The sequence below is a fragment of the Symmachiella dynata genome, from assembly GCF_007747995.1.
Lineage (GTDB): Bacteria > Planctomycetota > Planctomycetia > Planctomycetales > Planctomycetaceae > Symmachiella > Symmachiella dynata.
This window is the reverse complement of record NZ_CP036276.1, coordinates 4,179,936-4,200,244: the sequence shown is the minus strand read 5'-3', so window position 1 is coordinate 4,200,244 and position 20,309 is coordinate 4,179,936. Positions and strand designations below refer to the sequence as shown.

Below are 20,309 nucleotides of genomic sequence, written 5' to 3'. Positions count from 1 at the left end.
CCCCGCACTGTAGGAACTTGGAACTCACGATGTTTGCCACAATGACCACAACTGATATGACGCTGGTGCTCGGATCGGCCTCGCTGTTCGCCGCTGTGGCCTGGGGCGTTGCCCGGGCGGGAGCGGTTTGGGATAGCATTGCCGGGGCGCAATGGTCGCAACAAACGGAGATGTTTCAGCGTCTCGGTTTGAAAACCAGCCGACTGCGGCTTGGGTTGCGGTTGTGGGGGGCGACTATGATCGGGTCGGTGTTTTTCTTGTGGGCTGTGTGCGGGATGTTTCCCGTGGCCTTGATGACCGGCGTGATGGTTTACGTCGCGCCGCGATACATCTTGCACTACCTTGTCGAACGCCGCCGCACACTCATTCGAGACCAAATGGTGTCGGCCACCATGGGGCTGGCCAACGCAGTCAAAGCGGGATTGTCGCTGCCGCAGGGATTAACGTCGATTTGTGAAGAAGTTCCCGAGCCGCTGGTTTCGGAGTTACGGAGGATTGAATTTGAATACCACCGCGGCCGCCCGCTGCGGGATGCCATTGAGGAAGTTCGCCAACGTCTCGACATCGACGCGTTTACATTGTTCGCCCTAGCCATCGAAGTCTCGTTGGACCGCGGTGGAAATGTTGGCGAAGCCTTGAACCGCATCAGTGTCAGTTTGCAGGAAAATCAACGTATCGAACGCAAGTTGGAAGCCGACACGGCCAGTGGACGACAGATCGTACAAATCCTCGCTGTGTTCCCACTGTTTTTTATCGGTTTCTTCTACTTTGTTGATCCCCATGCCGGAGCGTTGTTGTTCGGTACATTGGCGGGGCAATTGGTGGTGTGTGTGGTGGCCATACTGGTCTATCTGGGTGTCGCCTGGGCCAATCGTATTATGCGATGCGATGTCTAGTGCCGCGGAGCACTTTCCAGTGGCGGCTGATACTTGATAACGAAAAAGACAACTGTTTTAAACTTCGGAGTGGAACTGATGGTCACTGCTTTCTTGAGTACAACGGAACCGGCTGCGGTGCCGCCGAATACGTCGCTCGTTTTGGGCGGTGTGTTGTGCGGAGTTGCGGTTGCGTGGTTGGCCTACCAGATATTTGCGTTGATTTATCGCCCGTACCGCATGGCAGCTGAGTCGTGGGAGTTCGAGGAAAATCGTCGCATTCAACTCCGTACGGCCAGCCGCACGTATCGTTGGTTGGAACCGCTCGTTGAAGAAATCAAAGGCTCGTCCCTGTTGGGCTGGCTGGGAGGGACGGCGCGGGTTGAGAACGCGTTGCGATTGCGGGGGACAACGGTTCCGTGGACGGCTGAGGAATATTTGGCTGTTCGGGCGCTGGAGTCCGTCGGCGTGGGAGTCGGTGCGTGGTTCCTGGTGAGCAATTTTGCCGGAATGTTCGTCACAGGCTTCATCGCCGTCTTTGCAGCCTTTTGCTATCTGCGTATCGGTGTCCAAAAATTGTCGGGCACCGCCACGATGCGGATGGCGCGGTTCAAACAACGCCTGCCTTTTTCCGTCGACTTGTTGGCCTTGATGATGCAAGCCGGCGGCGGGTTTCGTGAGAGTTTGCGAACCGTGGTCAATGAGAGCGATGGCCACCCGGTCGGAGAGGAATTCGCCGGTGTGCTCCGTAGCCTGGCACGGGGGCAGTCGATGCGGGCCTCACTTGAGGAGTTTCAAAATCGGTTAGGCGATGGGGATGTTGACGAATTGGTCTTCGCTGTTGTGAAAGCTGAAGAACTGGGGACGCCGCTCAGCAAGATCTTTTTGACGATGGCCGATCAAATTCGACTGAAGCGATCACAGTGGGCCGAAGTCGCAGCCGGTAAAGCGCAAACCATGATTACCTTTCCGGGGCTGGTTGTCATGTTGGCTTGCCTGTTGATTGTGGTCGCTCCCTTCGTGATTGATGCCATTGAAAATTCGCCTTTCTAATAAATTAATCCTGTACACAAACAGAATTTAACTACCGGAGTCTTCAGATGACCGCCAAAATATTTGCAAAAACATCAGATGCCGCCCTCACCGAATTTTGGGTCAATGACGATGTGATTCGAGTCGGCAGCGATGCGGGTTGCGAGTTGCCGCTCCCAGGAATCGCGCCGCATGCGTTGACGGTTCAACATCGCGGCGGCCGGTATTATGTCTTCAATCGGTGCACAGCACCAATCCGCATCGCCGGGCAGATAGTCCCCGAAGGGGCATCGAATCCCTGGGACCTGGGGCAGGAATTGGAGATCGGCGGAGAGGCGGCGCTGATGCTGCAGTCGGCTGAAGAGGCACTGAAGCAAGCTCCATCGACGGAACGGTACGACGACGATGATGAGCAATCGACGGACGAACCGACTGAAAAAAAAGGTAACAAAAATACGACGTCGCTGATCATCCTGGGGGCATGTGCGGTCGGAATTCTGTTTCTGTTGACCTTCGGAGCCAAACAGAGTTCCGCAAAGAGCACGACCGTCCAATTTGAAGAGGTCGTTGAAGATTACACGTGGGAACATGGAGAGAACGATCCGACGGCACGGCGCGTTTTGGATGGTGTCCAACGGGCGCGCATTGCCGAACTGCGGAAGGATTTTGCATCAGCTCGGGAGAAATATGGTGAGGCCAAAGACCTGCTGTGGACGAAAAAGCAGTCTGCGAACGGCGGGTTGTCGGATGTGGATGAGCGAATGCTGAGTTTCATTACCGAGCGATTGCCTCGCGTGCAGTAGGAACCTGCACGTGTTGCTGAATGCGGAGACGCGCTGGTCTGAATGGCTTGTTGAAGAGAATTGGAGTTTCCGGGGTGACAATTTTGCTGCCACCAGTTACTCTAATATATCGATTGCCGTTGATGTGTTTGTTCTGTGTCGTTTGGAAGAGTGGCGTAAATTACGGCCATTCTGAACGCACAAGTGAAAACCGTAATCGATTGGACTCGTCACCTTCCCAGGCCGTTTCTTTGGATTTCGTGATTTGTCAACTTTCCGATATCCCAGAGTGAAATCGTTCATCGTTTGCGCGATGGGGCTGATTCTCTGGGCATCGGGCGGGACAGCGGCGCAAGCGGACGGGCCGGCAGTTGTGCTGAATCATGTTTTTCCCGCTGGCGGTCAAGTGGGGACGCACTTTGAGGTCGATGTGGCGGGAACCGGTTTAGACGGCCTGACAACCCTGCAGTGCAGCCACCCCGGTATCGGCTTTGAGCAGGTTGCCGGGAACAAATTTCGGGTCACCATTCCCGACAGCGTACTGCCAGGGCAATACGACCTTCGCACGGTGGGGCTAAACGGCCTCAGTTCGCCAAGGACGTTCTGCTGCGGCACGTATGCCGAACTCAATGAAGCAGAGCCAAATGACACCCTGGCGTCGCCGCAAAAAATTGCTGCGGTCCAAACGGTGAATGGTCGCATAGGCGCAGCGGGCGATCAGGATCATTTTCGGTTCACCGCCCAACGGGGTGAGCGGATTGTGATTGAATGCTGGGCGGAACGCATTGATTCTCCACTGCGGGCTGTCTTGGAAGTATATGACAGTCGGGGGCGACGTTTGCGCGTCAATCGGGGTTACTTCGGTATCGATCCGCTGATTGATTTTGTCGTTCCCGAGGATGGCGATTATATTGTACGGGTGTTCGACCTCGTCTATACGGGGAGCGAGGATGCTGTCTATCGTTTGGAGATCGGCAACCATCCGCGCGTCGCGTTTGCTGTGCCGGCAATTGTGGAACGGGACCAACCGACCACCGTTGCGCTGTATGGTTGGAATTTGAATCCCCCTATTTCCCGCGAGGGTGTGGCTGGTGACGGTTCGCAGGTGAGTTTCGTTGCAGAGACGCGCGGCGACTGGGATCGTCGTGATGTGGAAGTGAATATCCCCGGTGATACGGAAACATCGGCACGGTCGTTGCGACTGCGGCCGTCGCAAGCGACGCTCGATCCGATTGCCTATCATCTTGCCGACAGCCATGTTCCCGTAATGCTGGCTGTGACCGATATGCCGGTCGTTCAGGAAAGCGACGGGCAAGTTGGGAACGCTTCACACCCGTCAGTACCGATTCCGTGTGCGATCAGCGGACAATTGTTAGCGGGGGACGAACGCGACGTTTTCGCGTTTGAGGCGCGGCGGGGTGAGGTGCTTTGGTTTGAAGGTTTTGGGGAACGTCTCGGTTCACCGGTCGATCTGGATTTGAGTATTCTCTCCGCCGATGGCGAAACGGAGTTCGCGCGATTCAGCGATGACGTGCGAAATCTTGGCGACGTTCGATTTCCATCCGGGCACCTGGATCCGGCAGGCTCGTGGGTGGTTCCGGCTGATGGGCGATATTTGATTCTGGTACGAAATCTGATCGGCGGTTTGGATGCCGATCCGCGTCGAGTTTACGCGCTGACCATCCGCCGCCAGGAACCGGGATTTCATGTCGTCGTTATTCCTCGCGCGGAACGACCGGAGTCATTGAATGTCCAACCGGGGGGACGGACGCTGCTTGATGTGTTGGCTTTTCGCCAGCGCGGTATGAGCGGTCCGATTCGCGTGTCGGCCCGCAATCTTCCGCCCGGTTTGGAATGCCCGCCGATTTGGTTGGGGCCTGGAGTTGATTCCGCACCGTTGGTGATCACAGCAATGCGGGGTGCTGCGCCGGGGATTGCGTCACTCGATTTGGTGGCGGATGCTCCATCGGTCGAAGCGCGTTCTGTCCAATCGGGGACGATGGTGCGCAACGGACGACCCAACGGATGGGGGCGGCTTACGGCCGATCATCCGGTGGCGGTTTCTGGTATGCCGTCACCCTTACGGATTATCGCTGAAGCTCACGAACCACGGTTGCATGAATTGTATGGGGAATTGAAAGTCCGGCATGCTTCTGGTGGGATCGTGGATGTGGCAGTGCATGTCGAACGGGCGGGAGCGGATCATCAGGCGGAAGTGAAACTCATCGGCACCGGACTGCCGCCAATGATCGGAAACCAGACAGCCACCATTCCGCCGGGGCGAAATAAAGGATACATCAGCTTCTACCTTCCACCGACACTGGAGTTGGGCCATTACTCGCTCGCCATCCGTGCGGAAACGACTGTGCCTGATCCTCAAAACGAGGGCAAACCCAAATCGGTCGCCGTGATCAGCAATGCGGTTTCCTTTGAAGTGCATCGCCCGGCATTTGTTGTTGAAATTGATCCCTACGCCCCGAATACAATTCGTCGTGGTGAAGTCATTAAAATTAATTATACGGCCCGCCGGGTCAATGGGTTTATTAGCAAAATTCATACGGAACTGGCTGCACCGGTCAAGGTCGCCGGGATTCGCGGGCGGGGGGTGACGTTTGTGGGGCAGACCGATTCGGGTACGATACAAATCATCGCCAACGACGATGCGGAATTGGGCCAACAACCCTTCTTGCGGTTGTACGGCATCGGCACGGTGGAAGATCAACCGATCTATCACGGGAGCTGCTTTTTGAATTTGGAAGTCGTGGAGTAACGTTGTCGAGTCAAATGGGAACCACCTGAAAGATTACGGCGGGACCATGAGGATTGTTTTTTCAAACTATCGACGTTTGTCCGTGTCGCTGATTGCGGTCGCATGGCTCGCGTCTGCTTTGGATGCCGCTGAAGTGGCGGCGCCCGATTTTCGGAATGACGTGATTCCGCTGCTGACAAAATTAAGTTGCAATAGCGGCGGTTGTCATGGGAAATCGACGGGGCAGGGAGGGTTGAAGATTTCGCTTTTCGGATTTCATCCCGAAAGTGATCATGCAGCCTTGGTGCAGGAGGGGAGAAGTCGGCGCATACTGCCGGCGGCACCGGAGCGAAGTCTGTTGTTGCGCAAAGCGACCGGACAGATTCCTCATGGCGGTGGGCGGCGACTGGCGGCGGAGTCTGACGAGTACCGCGTGCTCTATCGCTGGATTGCATCGGGCGGGATTGGATCGCGCTCTGATAGTCCCGTGCTGGAAAAATTGACGATTTCGCCCGACCGCAAAGTGTTAGCAGCAGAGACGCAGCAACAATTGACGGTCACGGCGCATTTCTCGGATGGTACTCAGCGCGACGTGACCCGCCGGGCGGTTTTTGAATCCAACGAAGCGGAAATTGCTGATGTTGACGCGAATGGACTGATTGCGACGCAATCGGGCGGCGGGCTGTTTGCGGTGATGGTCCGCTTCGGCGACAAAATTGCCGCCTTCGAAGGGACGATTCCGTATGATCGTGCATCGATCGGCGGCACTGCGCCAAGCCGTCCCGCTGGAGAATTGTCGACGATTGATGAGCAACTCTGGCGGCAATGGGAACGATTGGGGATCGAGCCATCCCCACCGGCGACCGACGCGGAGTTGATTCGCCGTGCGACTGTGGATATTTGTGGCACGCTGCCCACGACTGCGGAAGTCCAAGCCTATCTCGCCGACGAACGGCCGAACAAACAGGCGCTGCTAATCGACCGGTTGTTGGAGCGTCCGGAGTACGCCGGGTATTTTGCGCAGAAATGGGCCGCGATCTTGAAAAACCGCGGGGGCGGATATGCCACGAGTAAGCAACGCGCGGGGACGGCACTGTTCTCGGCCTGGATACGTGACTCGATCGCTGAGAACAAGCCGTATGACCGGTTTGTGGCGGAAATTCTCACAGCGACCGGCAGCCAACAGCAGAATCCTCCCACGATTTGGTACCGCTCGATCCGTACGCCGCAAGAATATGTCGAATCGATCGCACAAGCATTTCTGGGGGTCCGCATCCAATGTGCGCAATGCCATCATCATCCCGCTGAGCGGTGGAGCCAAACGGACTATTACGGATTGGCGGCCGTGTTTGCCCGGATCGGTCGCAAGCAAGGTTTTGCCGACTCGGAAGTTCCCACCAACGAAATTATTTTCGTGAAACGTGAAGGAACGGTGCGGCATCCGCGGACGAATGCGGTGATCGCGCCCCGCGCTTTGGGGGGACCGGTGTTTGCGAATTCTCGATTCGACGATCCTCGGCGAGGCTTCACAGCCTGGATGACTTCGGCGAACAACCCGTTTTTTGCCCGCACGATGGTCAACCGGATGTGGGGGCATTTTATGGGGCGAGGGATTATTCATCCGATCGACGATGCCCGCAGTACGAATCCTCCCAGCAATCCCGAACTCCTTGAGGCTTTGGCGACCGGGTTTGTTGAAAGCGGATACGACGTCAAGCAGTTAATCCGCACGATCACAGCATCCCGCGCGTACCGGCATAGTTCGACGCCGTTGCCGGGGAATCGCGGGGACAAACAAAACTTTGCGCGGTTTTATCCCAAACGCTTAACTGCGGAAGTCTTACTGGATGGGATGAGTCAGGTGCTCGACGTGCCGACGGTTTTTGTGGGAACGCCCGGCAAGTTTCCGCTCGGAACACGAGCTATCGATTTACCGGACGAAAACGTGCCGCTGAATTTCTTGGACGTCTTCGGCCGCCCGGGGCGGACCTCGGCGTGTGAATGCGAGCGTTCCGACGAACCGGCACTGGCACAAGCCTTGGAAATTGTCAATTCAGCCGAGATCCAACGAAAGCTGACGGCCGAAACCGGCTATGCCGCCCAGTTGGCTGCGAGCGACGCATCTCATCGCGAGAACGTCCAAGAGATATTTCTCCGCACCTTTGCCCGCCCACCGCGCGGCGAAGAGTTGGTTGCCGCGGTGGATTTTCTGGAGGCTACCGAGGATCGCGGGGAAGCATATCGAACGCTGTTGTGGTCGCTGTTGGCGACGGGCGAGTTTATGTTCAATCATTAACGTCTCAAAGATGAGATTGATGCAATGCTGAAAGTCTCCGGTTCATCCTATCGATGCTGCGACGGAATTCCCCGCCGTACATTTCTGCAAATTGGCGCGCCGCTTTTGGGGTTGGGGCTGACGGATCTGTTTCGTGCGCAAGGGCGCGCGGCTGATCAAGGAGAATCGTCCAATGCAAAATCATTGATCGTCTTCTGGACGCATGGCGGGATGAGTCAGCAAGATACGTATGATATGAAGCCCGATGCGCCGGCGGAGTATCGGGGGATGTACGAGCCGATTGCGACCTCCGCACAGGGGATTTCGGTCTGCGAACGATTCCCGCAGCACGCCAAGGTGATGGACCGACTCTCTTTAATCCGGTCGGTGCATCATGAGAACGGAATTCATGCTCCGTCCGCGCATTGGATGCAAACCGGTTATTTTGGGCCGACGCTTGCGCGAAATGCGGCGCAACATCCCTCGTTTGGTTCAGTGATTGCCCGCACCTGCCCTGCGCGGACACCGCAACTGCCGACTTATGTCACCGTGCCGAAATCGGAGGCGTTTGGCTATCAGGGAGCCGTCTATCTCGGCAAAGCGTATAACCCGTTCGAGGTCGGTGCCAATCCCAATGCGAAGGACTTCAAGGTTCCGAATCTCGCTTTGCCCGATGGTTTGGAATTGAAAAGTATTGAATCGCGGAAAAAACTGTTATCAACATTCGATACATTGCGGCGCGACATTGACGGTTCCGGAGTGCTGGAGGGACTCGATACATTCAAAGCTCAGGCACTGGATATGGTTTCCGGAGATCGCGTCCGCCAAGCGTTTGATCTGGCTTCCGAATCGCCGGAGTTGCGGGAACGTTATGGCCGGCATCAATACGGCCAAAGCGCGTTGCTCGCACGGCGGTTGGTCGAAGCGGGCAGCCGTTGTGTGACGATCAATACTGGCTATTGGGATCATCACGACAATATCGAGCCGGGGCTCGAAGAACATCTCCCTCCCCTGGATCGTGCACTCGGCACGCTGGTCGAGGACCTTGATGAACGAGGGATGCTGGACGATGTGCTGATTTATTGTGCGGGTGAATTCGGGCGAACGCCGTTGATGAACGGGCATGCGGGCCGCGACCATTGGTCCAACTGTTTTACCGTTTTATTGGGCGGCGGCGGTTTGCAGGGGGGACAGGTCGTTGGCGCGAGTGAAAAGCATGGCGGTGGCGTGCGGGAGCGGCAGGTGATTCCGCTGGATGTGCTGGCGACGATTTATAAAACCATGGGGATTCCGCTCGGCACCCATTTCGAAGACGCCGCCGGCCGCCCGGTGAGTATTGTTGGCACGGGCAAACCGATTCATGAATTGCTGTGACGGGGCGAACGGTTGGATTGTCGGGGCTTGATTCGCTCTACGCTTGCCCAAAGAATTCCTGGGCGAAGCGTCCCATTTATGTAAATCTTGGGAGAATTCGTCCACCGGGGCCATGGCGCAAAGGGTGATAAATGCCGCCGGGACTTCGTACAATAAGTGGACGGTTCTCTGGGAACGCGCTCTCATGGAAATCCCGATAAAAAACTACGATTCTGCTGACGAAAATCGTACTGAATGTTATCGGGGAATGCAGTGTGTCATGGTATGGAGTGGCGGAAGAAAATGTTTGTCAAAGCAAGTGGTATTAATAAAATCACCTTGTGGGCCATTTTGGCGCTAGCCTTGGTGGCAACACCGGCAGTCCAAGCGGCCGACAGTCCGGTCGATTATAACCGCGACATACTTCCGATGTTTGCGGCCAAATGTTACGCCTGCCATGGTCCGGATGAGGAGCATCGTGAGGCGGATTTGCGATTCGATGACCGCAAGGCGACCTTAGAGTTGGGGGCGATTGTTCCCGGAAAACTGGATGAAAGCGAATTGATCGCGCGGATCGAATCGGATGATCCTGATCTGCGCATGCCGCCGCCGCAGTCTAATGACACGTTGAGCGACGAACAAAAAGAATTGTTTCGCCGCTGGATCAGTCAGGGGGCTGAATACGACGAACACTGGGCTTTTGTCCCGCCAAAACGGCCGCCGGTTCCTTCGGTTGAGGATGCGAGGTGGCCCCGCAATCCGATCGACAATTTCGTATTGGCCCGACTCGAAGCTGAAGGCTTAAGTCCGACTCGCAAAGCGGATCGTTATGCGCTGGTTCGCCGGGTCTATTTGGACTTGATCGGTTTGCCGCCGACACCGGAGGAAGCGGACGCGTTTGCGACCAACGAAGATCCGGCGGCCTACGAAAAACTGGTGGATCAGTTGCTGGAATCGCCGCATTATGGGGAGCGGTGGGCGCGGGACTGGCTGGACTTGGCGCGGTACGCCGACACGAATGGATATGAAAAGGATCGCGACCGCTCCATTTGGCCGTATCGCGATTGGGTGATTCGCGCGCTCAATGCCGACATGCCGTTTGATCAATTCACCATTGAACAACTCGCCGGCGACATGCTGCCGGGGGCGAGGACGGATCAGATCATCGCGACGGGGTTTCACCGCAATACGATGCTCAACGAAGAGGGGGGCATCGATCCGTTGGAATATCGTTTTTATGCAATGGTGGATCGCGTTGCGACGACCGGGACGGTGTGGTTGGGGCTAACCACAGGCTGCGCCCAATGCCATACCCATAAGTATGACCCGATCACACACACCGACTACTATCGTTTTATGGCATTGTTGGACAATGCGGATGAGCCGGATTTGATTCTAAAAACGCCGGATGTTCAACAACGCCGCGAGGAATTGGAATTACAAATTGCGGCTCTGGAAGCGGATTTGCCAAACCAGTTTCCGATCACCGATGAGGAGAAACCTGACGAGGACCCTGAAGCAGATCCTAATGCGGAACCCGCCGCGGAACCTGACGCGAAACCTGACGCGAAACCTGACGCGAAACCTGACGCGAAACCTGACGCGAAACCTGACGCGAAACCTGACGCGAAACCTGACGCGAAACCTGAAGCAAAACCTGACGCAAAACCTGATGCAAAACCTAAACCGGAATCCGACGCGGAACCTGAAGCAGAACCTGACGAGAAACCCAAAGCGAAACCTGACGTGGAGCTATCTAGGCAACGCTTTAAGGTCAAGTTTGAGGAATGGTTGCAGAAGGCACAGTCGGAAGCGGTCGACTGGACGGTTTTGCGACCTGTGCAATTCAAGTCGAACCTCCCCAAGCTGGAACGGCTTGATGATCATTCGATTTTTTCAAGTGGCGACATTACGAAACGAGATGTCTTTCACCTCACTTTTCAAATCGACGAGGCGGCGCTGCCCGTTACGGCGCTTCGCTTGGAAGTGCTGCCCGATGATCGACTGCCCGCCGGAGGTCCGGGACGGGCTTATTACGAAGGCCGCAAGGGGGACTTTTTCCTCAGCGAACTGTCCGCCAAGTTCGGTGGTGCGGCGGTTGAATTCGTCGCTGCGTCGCAGAGTTATGGAAAGCTTGCCTTCGCCAGTAAAGTCGATAGCGTGAATGCCAACGCTGAGAATGTGTACGACGGCGACGGGTCGACCGGATGGTCAACCTCACAGCGGGAAGGGGAGCCGCATCAACTCGTGTTGAATCTGTCCCAACCGATCACGCAGGTGGGCGAACTGCAAGTTATGATGTTATTCGAGCGGCACTACGCCGCTAGTCTGGGGCGGTTTCGATTTTCGGCCGGTGCTGCGGATAGGCAGATAGCTGCCAAGCAAATGCCAGTCGCCATGGAAAAACTTTTGACCGCAGGGGCAGATCAATGGTCGGACGAAGATTTAGCGAGGATCAAGCGGCATTATTCGCTCAGCGCACCGGAGTTGGCTGAGGCCCGTAAACCGATCGATGAATTGCGTGAAAAGTTACCGGCTTATCCCACGACGTTGGTGATGCAGGAACGTCCGCACGACAATCCTCGTCCCACCCACCGGCACCATCGTGGTGAATTCCTCAGCCCCAAAGAAGCGGTTACGCCGGGGATTCCCGAATTTCTGCTCACCACAACCGACGGAACTCATGGACCGTCCGACCGGTTGTCACTCGCCCGTTGGTTGGTTAGCCGCGATAATCCATTGATCGGACGGGTGACGGTCAATCGCGCCTGGCAGGCGTTTTTCGGAACGGGACTAGTAAAAACCAGTAGCGACTTCGGCACCCAGGGAGATCCCCCGACACATCCCGAATTGCTGGACTGGTTGGCGACAGAATTCGTTGAACAGGGTTGGTCGCTGAAAAAGCTGCACCGGCTGATTGTGACGAGCGCGACCTATCGTCAGCGGAGCCAGTTTACCCCCGAATTACTCGAGCGCGACCCGCACAACGCGTTGTTAGCCCGCGGACCGCGGCAGCGTGTGAATGCGGAGACCGTTCGTGACATCATGCTCCGCATCAGCGGTTTATTGTCCCCCAAACTCTACGGTCGTAGCGTCTATCCGCCGCAGCCTGACAGCGTGAGCGCATTGGCATACGGAGGTGCGAGTTGGCCGGTTTCGACCGGTGAGGACCGTTACCGACGATCACTGTACACGTTTAGTAAACGGACGGCTCCCTTTGCGGCCTTCACGGTCTTTGATGCGCCGACTGGAGAGACCTGCATCGCCCGTCGCAATCGCAGCAACACTCCGCTACAAGCGCTAACGTTGTTGAACGATGAAATGTATCTCGAAATGTCTCGGGCGCTCGCGAAACGGATCATGGATCGGGCATCTTCCCCAAAGGTAAGGGCGGGTCTGTTGCTGCGACAGTTATTGACGCGGCCCGTCGAAGTCGAAGAGATCGATGCAGTCGTCAAATATCAACGGGCGCAACTAGCACGGTTAGAAACAGGCGAATTGAATACTGCTGAAATCGCGGGGAACGAAGAGGCGACTCCTCAGCAAGCAGCCTGGGCGATGGCGGCCCGAGCGCTGATGAACCTGGATGAAGTGATTACAAAACCATAATGCAACCAACGAACGACATCATGAATCCAATTCAACTTCAACAACAGACGCGGCGGCATTTCTTTCACGATTGCGGAGTCGGCGTGGGGAAAATTGCTTTGGCGTCGCTACTGGCCGAGGGATTAGTCCCCTCCTCAGCGGCGGCGGGTGAATCGGCGAGTCCGTTTGCGCCGCGCGCTACACATTTTCCTGCTACGGCCAAGCGGGTGATCTTCTTGTTTATGGCAGGCGCGCCGAGCCAGTTGGACCTGTTCGACTACAAACCAAAATTGGCGGAACTGGAAGGCAAGCCGATCCCGCCGTCGGTGATCCAAGGACAACGGTACGCCTTCATCCAGCCTGACGCAGCGGTGCTGGGGCCGCGGTTTTCTTTTTCTAAGCATGGGAAATGCGGGGCGGAGATTGCTGATGTGATGCCGCACTTGGCCCAGGTGGTGGATGAGCTTGCCATCGTGCGTTCCGTGCATACGGACTTGTTTAATCATTCACCCGCGCAATTGTTTGTGAATACAGGCAGCGGCGTTCCGGGGCGACCAGGGATGGGGGCATGGCTGAGTTATGGATTGGGCAGCGAGGCGAATGATCTGCCGTCGTTCGTTGTGCTCAAAAGTGGGGGCAGCCTGAGTGGCGGAGCGGCGATGTGGAGCAGTGGATTTTTGCCGTCGGTGCATCAAGGAGTCCCGTTCCGCAGCCAAGGAGATCCGATTTTGCATGTCGCCAACCCAGCGGGATACGATGCCCGTGCGCAGCGCGAATCGTTGGACTTGATTCGGTCGTTGAATGCGAACCAATATAGCGCCATTGGCGATCCCGAAATCGAAACCCGCATCAATGCCTATGAAATGGCCTACCGTATGCAGTCCCGTGCTCCCGAATTGATGGAGTTTTCTCAAGAGGGACAGGAGACGCTGGATCTCTACGGTGCGCAACCGGGAGAGCCCTCGGCGGTCTTCGCCAATAATTGCTTACTCGCGCGGCGGCTTGCGGAGCGGGGTGTGCGGTTTGTGCAGATCTATCACGCCGGTTGGGATCATCACAGCAATGTCGAAGGGGGCGTCCGTAGCCAGTGCGCCAAAACCGACCAAGCCTGTGCGGCATTGATTGTGGATTTGAAACGCCGCGGGATGCTGGATGATACGCTCGTGGTTTGGGGCGGAGAGTTCGGGCGGACGCCCATGGTCGAAGCCAGCGCGGCGCTGGGCCGCAGTATGGGGCGCGACCATCATCCACAGGCCTTTACGATGTGGTTTGCCGGCGGGGGCATCAAGCCGGGAATCGCCTACGGTCGCACCGATGAGCTTGGGTTTCATGCCCAGGAGAATCCGGTGCATGTGCACGATGTTCAAGCCACGATCCTACGCTGTTTGGGGCTGGATCACTCGCGCCTGACGTTTCGCTCGCAAGGCCTCAATTTCCGCCTGACCGGTGTGGAAGAACATGAGCCGGTTCACGCGTTGCTTTCCTAAGACACGACGGCGGCCGAATTCTGGAATGCATCCGGCGGCCTGGAAGGCACAGCCGCGACTCCTCGTGTCTTATTTTGGCTGGTGAGGCAACCGCGTCTGTCTCACAAGAAAGCTACAGCGATTTTGCGGATTTGCGCGATTGTCCTCAGAATCACTGGAGGATCGATGGCAACGGACGTTGAACGGTTGTAGCTCGGCAGCGAGACACGTCGAAAAAGAAACATGTCATTCCACCAGACAAGGAGGTCGCCAGGTATGTCATGCATTAAACCATTTGAGATACGGTGGTTCCCTGCTATTCTCGGCCTGTTGGTCGGAGTGACTGGGATCGGCACGCAGACGCACTGCGCGCGTGCTGATGACCTGAGCACTCCCGCGGTGGAAAGCATTCCCGCAGAGGACGGTTTTGGATTCGTCTCGCAATTCCCCGAAGATGTACTGACGCCGACGCCCGTTCAGGAAGATGTCGGTTTTGTACCGATCACCGCATTGAGCGTGAACATTCTCCCCAAATCACGCGATGAACAAGGGCGCGCGTTGATGATGGCGCCGGATAGCGCGAGTGAATACTTCGCCGCCAATGGGGATCACTTGGTGCCGATCGAACAGGTGCGACTGTGGGGCCTGATGAATTACCAATGGGAGGCGCCGGCGTTTTGTTACAACCCGCTGTACTTCGAGGAAGTCAATGCGGAGCGGTATGGCAATACGTTTGGATGTTGGCAGCCGTGGGTCTCTGCCGGACATTATTACGCTTCCATCGGATTATTGCCGCTGAAGATGTTGATCGAACCACCCCACGACTGCGAATACTATCTGGGCCATTATCGTCCCGGTCGCTGCGTCCCGTTCGAGTGGCATTGCCGGACCGTCGGCAAGGCATACGAATGTTGTCGCTGATTCGCCGGTGGGAATTAGCTTAGAATTCCATGCGAAACGTGCGCGTCACATAATCGGCCAGTCGCAGCGCAAGCGAACGTGGGGCGACGCGAATGCGGGCTGCGCCCGAACTGCCGGAAATGATCCGTTGCGGCTGGTCTTCAAACTTGACGCGAGCCAAATAAACCGTCTCCATCGGCCGCGCTCCATTGTCGGTTTGATCACGCACCGGAATCTGCACCTGTTTGGCCAACATGGGAGGCAGCACGTCGGTGTCTGCTTCGGCCACTTCAACGATCTTGCCAGTCATCAAATGGTTCTGAAGCGCGCCGAAATACAACTTCACGCTTTGGCCAGGCTGCACCAACGGAATATCGTTACGATCGATGAGCAACATCGCTTCACCTTGATCGGGATCACCGATGAGACAGAGTTGAGTTCCCGATTCGAGAAAACATCCCCGGTTCTTGGCATCGTGCAGACTGCCTGACCAGGCCATCAATTCGCCTTCCGCAGCCTGCGATTGGTCGTTGGGCACGGCGATGACCGTGCCGTTGCGTGGGGCGATGATCGAAAGTGCCTGCAGATCGGTGAGCCGCTGCTGCAATTGGTCCTGCAAATCCTTGATCCGTTCGATGACAGCGGGAATTTGCAATTCGACATCCGGTTCTTGAATGCGTCGTTTCCGCAAATTGTCGAGATGGCGTTGCTCTTGATTTAGCAAGCCTTGCGATTCAGCGACATCCCGCCGCAATAGGGGGCTTTCCAATTCCGCCAACACATCCTCTTGCCGCACGACGGTTCCTTCGGCAACTATCGACTTCAATTCCCCCGGGACGGTGACATACACTCGCCGTGCATCTTGGGATTCGAGAACCGCCGGTGCCGAAACCGTTCTGGGGAGTGGAACGAAAATGATCACGCCTAAGATTGCGGCGACAACTATTGTTCGAAACAAGAACCGAAACCAGTGCACATGTCCGCCGCTCGCCAGTCCGCCGAAGAATCGCATCGAGCGCCATAAGGGAAGCAAGAATGCGGTTGCAATCGTTAATCCGCCGAGGATTTGAGGGAAGACCTGTAGTTGGTATGGCTCAAGCAATTTGTAATAGAACCACAAAATCGCGGCGAGAATGAACAGCTTGTAAAGCATGGAGGCGATGGCGTAAGCAGCTAGCCAGCCGGTATGGGACCGCTGTCCGAACTCAGTCCGGGGCAACTTCACGCCGAGAAAAAACTTTGCCAGTACTGCACGGAGCGCCTCCGTTGCGCGCTGCTGCAAATTGGGGACATTCACGAGATCGGACAAAATATAGTAACCGTCGTAACGCAACAGCGGATTTCCGTTGAATAGCAACGTGGCCACCGAGCAGACCACCAATTGATTCAGGCACAAGGAGTTGAACAGACCGGGGTGGCTGAACCACCAGCCGAATACACAAAGGGCGGCCAAAACCACTTCGACGAACATGCCCGCGGCGCTAATGAGAATCCGTTCGCGGCGATGGCGGAGCATCCAGGAATCGGTGACGTTGCAGTACAGGCAGGGGGTGAAGACCAACAGCATGAATCCCATTTCATGGCACTGCGCTCCAAAATGGCGGCAGGTTAAAGCGTGGGCCAATTCATGCAGGACTTTCGCACCGGCCACCGCCGCCATCAGATAGACGAGATTTATCACGGTGAAAAACGCGTGAAAATCAGGCAGGCGCACGAGGAAAGTGCGGGCCTGGACCGCCAATAGCAGCGCCGCTGCTATGATCACCAGGAGGCAAGCGGCGACAAACGTGCGCGTAAACATCCACCGGCAACGCGGTGACAGCCAGTCCAACAAACGCGTTGGATCAAATCCAGGAAAACGGATCGCCAACAGGTTGGTCATGGCGGCCCGCGCGCCGCTCGCTCGTGCCCGTCGCCGTCGAACCAGCATCCGCTGCCCTTCGCCTTCGGCATCGGTGATGATCAAGCTGTTCTCGTGCAGATAGGCCATGAAGGTCTGCAACCGCATTGTTGTCAAATTCTCAGCTGGGAATTCCCGTATAAACTCCCGCCGAATATCTTCCAAGGAGCGTGTTCCATCCAACCGTTGCAGGACAAAAAACTCTTCGCGGCGAAAATGAAAGTAACGCAAGGAGATGGGATCTTTGACCACCCACCGTGTGGCGGAGTCGGTGCCCACTTGTTGAATGATCAAGTCATCGCGCAGACGCAATGGCATGGCGCGGGGTGTTGCCTGCCGAAGTGGTTGAACGGGCGTGAGGGAAATCATGACGTTTATTCCCCCGGTGGCTCGTTGTCTTTGTGGGGCTTGGACGTCACGGTCATTGTGGCGGTCAACCCGGGACGCAACGTCAAGCTGGGGTTTTCGATTTCGGCCCAAACGCGGACTTGTCCGTTGAAGCGATTCACCTCGGGGCTGACGAATACCAATTTGCCGGAGTACGTTTGCGATTTTTCGCCTGGTTGATCAATCGTCAAAGTGACAGGTTGGCCGGCTTGGCGGCGTTGCATGAGACGCGCATCGGCGAATCCTTCGGCGCGGAGTAGATCGACGCGAAGGATGCGCAGCACAGTTTCTCCTGGTTCGACCCACTCGCCGGGGCTTTTGCTGACTTGCACGACAATGCCGGAAATTGGGGCGCTGATTGTACGTCGGTGCACGGCTTCATCGGCGAGGCGCAATTCTTGTTCTTTCACCCGCGTTTCCAATTCCGCCTCCCGTTGCTCGCGCCGCGCTTGCTCCACTTCCAGTGTCGATTTCTCGGTGGAAAGCCGTAGGCGGTCCATTTCGGTCTGCGAAATCGCTTTGCTGAATTTGTCGACCGACTCCTGAGCCCGTTTTAATTCTGCGCGCGTCACGGCTTCGGCCTTTTCAGAAAAACGAATCCGCACATCGTTTGTGGAACGCTGCTTGGCCAAATCGAGTTCAGCGTTCACGCGGTCCCGCTCGAGTTGAGGAACCTTATCATCCAGCCCACCCAGAATCTGGCCTGCACGAACCAGATCCCCTTCACGAATATTGAGCTTTGCCAGCAACCCCGCTTCTCGCGCCGGTACGTCAGCTTTTTCTAGCACGGTGACCAGCACGGAATCAATCACAATGGTCTGTGGTTCATCCGCCGGTAAGGACTGCGCCGTCAGCAATACACCGGCTGTCAGGATTATGAAAATTCGCATCGTTTTATTCAGGTCCATGATTCTCATGTCACTTGGCACCTTAAAACAACAACCAGCGCTGCACAGCGGCATACAAATCGTGTAGGCAAACAAACGCGAGTGAGCGTTCCCCTCCCGCGATTTTGGCGCGGACACGGGCGCCGGGGCGGAGGGGGATTTGTTGACCTTCGTCGATGACGATGGTGACTGCCATACCGGCTGCGTCCCATTCGTCGAAGCTGGTCGAGAGACTGGTGGTTTCGAGTCTTCCGGTATAGGTGACGCTGGGGTCCGATTCGAGCAGAAAGCTCACCGGCAATTCCGCACCGAGTTCATCTTGAGCGGCGATCAGATAGCCCACGTCTTCTTCAGAAACGTGCAATTCAACGCGCCACGGACCGTTGAGGTTGGCGACCGTCAAAAGTGCTTGGCCCTGACGGACCGGTCGTGCTTGCAGTAATTGTTCGGCGTCCCAGGTCAGTACGCGTCCGTCGAGCGGGCTGCGGATTTCTAACCGCTGTTTTTGATCCAACAGGATCTGGTACTGCTTGTTGAGGCTATCGATTTTCTCTTGGAGTTCTTGTTCTTCGGCCGTGAGTTCTTCGTACCGCTGGTTGGATTGCGTCAGCGAACGGTCAATGCCCAAATAGGCGGCGCGGACGGATGTGAGGCGCGTGCGCGTGGTCTGTAATTCGCCGCCGACCTGTTTGAGATCGAAATCGAGTTGCGAGTTAGTCATGGTGACTAACAATTCACCGACAGCGCAATCATCTCCATGTTGGACATGCAGTTTTTCGACTTCGCCATCGGAGACGGCAAAGATACGCTGCTCATTTCGCGGTTGAAGTTCACCCAATCCGGAAACCGTAAAGGGCCGGGGGAGCATGCCCAGCAACGTCAATCCGGTGATTAATATTGCGGCGAAAAAGAGTCTTTTGAACCAGCGCCGTGGTGTCGCTAGAGTCGTTTTCCGTCGTCGCAGTAACCAACCGGAGAATGGCAACCCGCGCAGCATTAGTGCCCGTGCCAATGCTGATTCGCAGACGTGGGCCACGCGGAGCGATCGCTTGCGAGCGACGTCGTCTAAGTCGTGTGCTCGTTTCCATTCGACAACAATCGCTGCAAACGCGGGGGCCGTATTGGTCTCGGACGATTCGCGAGCTTGAAACATCGGGATCACGGCGAGTTGCCGCATGTGCGCTTCGTTGAGGTAGTCCTCGAGCGGACGTTCAATTTGTGGCGGCAACGGGTCGCCGTTTTCGGTGTACCACAGCGGTTCTCTGGTGGCGATGGCCGCTTCGGCGAGTGACTCTAGCCGTCGTACGGAAAGTGAGCGGCTTTCGATTTGATCCACACCCGAGACGCTGAGGAGACGACAGCGACCGCCACGCCGTTGGAGCACGCTCACACGGTCGCACTCCAATAATGGTCGGCTACCGTTGGTGATGGCGTAGGCGGTTTCGTCGACGGAGAGGCCTTGGTGGACATCGATCGAGAGACGGTAGAGTTCTTGCCAACGCTCCTCGTTGCCGCGAAGTGTTCGCAATTCAGCGTGTCGATGAAAGTCGGCGGCAATCTCGCTGACGGCGGAGAGAAATCGCAGATGTCCTTGTTGTGCAGAAGGCGAGATTGTACGTCGCAGGACAAGTTCAACGATCCATTTCGAATCTATGTCCACGGGAACCGGACACAGCAACAGGAGATAATCGGGGGAATGCGGGGCATCGCCTGAATCAGGTGCTGTCGTCGAGTAGGGGAGACCTTGCGGTTCGCCCGTGCGGCAAACCTCGGCCAGCTGTCCTGCATGCGCTTCTTCAGATTGAAAGTCGTTGAACAGCGTCGGGGGGAAATTCAGCTCGCGGACTGTCTTAAAGAAGCCGGAGTCCACATCTTGATACCAGACCGCCCCGCCAATCGCAGCGGTCGCTTGGACACAGTTCTCTAGCAGGGTGTCGTAAAACACCTCGGTCGTGGCATCGCCTTCCCCGGTATGGGCGATCGTGGCGATCAACTCGTGGATTTCGCGCAGTGCCGCCGCGGCGGCATCCGGCGGATCACTGAGTGGAGAAGGAGGCATCGAAGGCTCGGAAAAAAGAACAGGGGCGGCAATTGATATGATGTTTTGTACGGGCG

At 56.4% G+C, this 20,309-nt stretch carries 12 protein-coding genes; 9 read left to right on the top strand and 3 right to left on the bottom strand.

What is annotated here, in order from left to right; translation table 11 throughout:
• Positions 1-29 precede the first annotated feature (29 nt).
• From Mal52_RS15825 to Mal52_RS15785, 9 genes are all read left to right on the top strand, one after another.
• Positions 30-896, top strand: a complete 867-nt coding sequence (locus Mal52_RS15825; RefSeq protein ID WP_145377158.1) for a type II secretion system F family protein — start codon at positions 30-32, stop codon at positions 894-896.
• A gap of 78 nt (positions 897-974) precedes the next feature.
• Positions 975-1,928 (top strand): type II secretion system F family protein, encoded by a 954-nt coding sequence (locus Mal52_RS15820; RefSeq protein ID WP_145377157.1) that lies wholly within the window; start codon positions 975-977, stop codon positions 1,926-1,928.
• A 47-nt stretch (positions 1,929-1,975) separates the two neighbouring features.
• Positions 1,976-2,710, top strand: coding sequence for a hypothetical protein (locus tag Mal52_RS15815; RefSeq protein ID WP_145377156.1), 735 nt, complete (start codon positions 1,976-1,978; stop codon positions 2,708-2,710).
• Positions 2,711-2,978: 268 nt separating this feature from the next.
• Entirely contained in the window at positions 2,979-5,459 is a 2,481-nt protein-coding gene (locus Mal52_RS15810) for a hypothetical protein (protein WP_145377155.1), read from the top strand.
• Positions 5,460-5,505: 46 nt separating this feature from the next.
• On the top strand, positions 5,506-7,734 hold the full coding sequence (locus Mal52_RS15805) for a DUF1549 domain-containing protein (RefSeq protein WP_145377154.1): 2,229 nt from the start codon (positions 5,506-5,508) through the stop codon (positions 7,732-7,734).
• A 24-nt stretch (positions 7,735-7,758) separates the two neighbouring features.
• Positions 7,759-9,087 carry a DUF1501 domain-containing protein gene (locus Mal52_RS15800; protein ID WP_145377153.1) on the top strand — a complete coding sequence of 443 codons (1,329 nt, stop codon included), beginning with the start codon at positions 7,759-7,761 and terminating at the stop codon, positions 9,085-9,087.
• A 282-nt stretch (positions 9,088-9,369) separates the two neighbouring features.
• Positions 9,370-12,675, top strand: coding sequence for a DUF1553 domain-containing protein (locus Mal52_RS15795; RefSeq protein ID WP_197534233.1), 3,306 nt, complete (start codon positions 9,370-9,372; stop codon positions 12,673-12,675).
• Between the two features lie 20 nt (positions 12,676-12,695).
• A complete protein-coding gene (locus Mal52_RS15790; RefSeq protein WP_145377151.1) occupies positions 12,696-14,141 on the top strand; it encodes a DUF1501 domain-containing protein in 1,446 nt (481 codons plus the stop codon).
• Positions 14,142-14,396: 255 nt separating this feature from the next.
• Positions 14,397-15,041 (top strand): hypothetical protein, encoded by a 645-nt coding sequence (locus tag Mal52_RS15785; protein WP_145377150.1) that lies wholly within the window; start codon positions 14,397-14,399, stop codon positions 15,039-15,041.
• Positions 15,042-15,060: 19 nt separating this feature from the next.
• On the opposite strand, the gene Mal52_RS15780 is transcribed toward Mal52_RS15785, so the two are convergent.
• Genes Mal52_RS15780 through Mal52_RS15770 form a run of 3 tightly spaced genes read right to left on the bottom strand, consistent with a single transcriptional unit; the run spans position 15,061 to position 20,253 of the window.
• Positions 15,061-17,289 carry a hypothetical protein gene (locus Mal52_RS15780; RefSeq protein ID WP_145377149.1) on the bottom strand — a complete coding sequence of 743 codons (2,229 nt, stop codon included), beginning with the start codon at positions 17,287-17,289 and terminating at the stop codon, positions 15,061-15,063.
• Between the two features lie 5 nt (positions 17,290-17,294).
• Positions 17,295-18,224: an efflux RND transporter periplasmic adaptor subunit gene (locus tag Mal52_RS15775; protein ID WP_231962369.1), complete on the bottom strand. Its 930-nt coding sequence runs from the start codon at positions 18,222-18,224 to the stop codon at positions 17,295-17,297.
• Positions 18,225-18,237: 13 nt separating this feature from the next.
• A complete protein-coding gene (locus Mal52_RS15770; RefSeq protein ID WP_145377147.1) occupies positions 18,238-20,253 on the bottom strand; it encodes an RND family efflux transporter in 2,016 nt (671 codons plus the stop codon).
• Between the last annotated feature and the right edge of the window lie 56 nt (positions 20,254-20,309).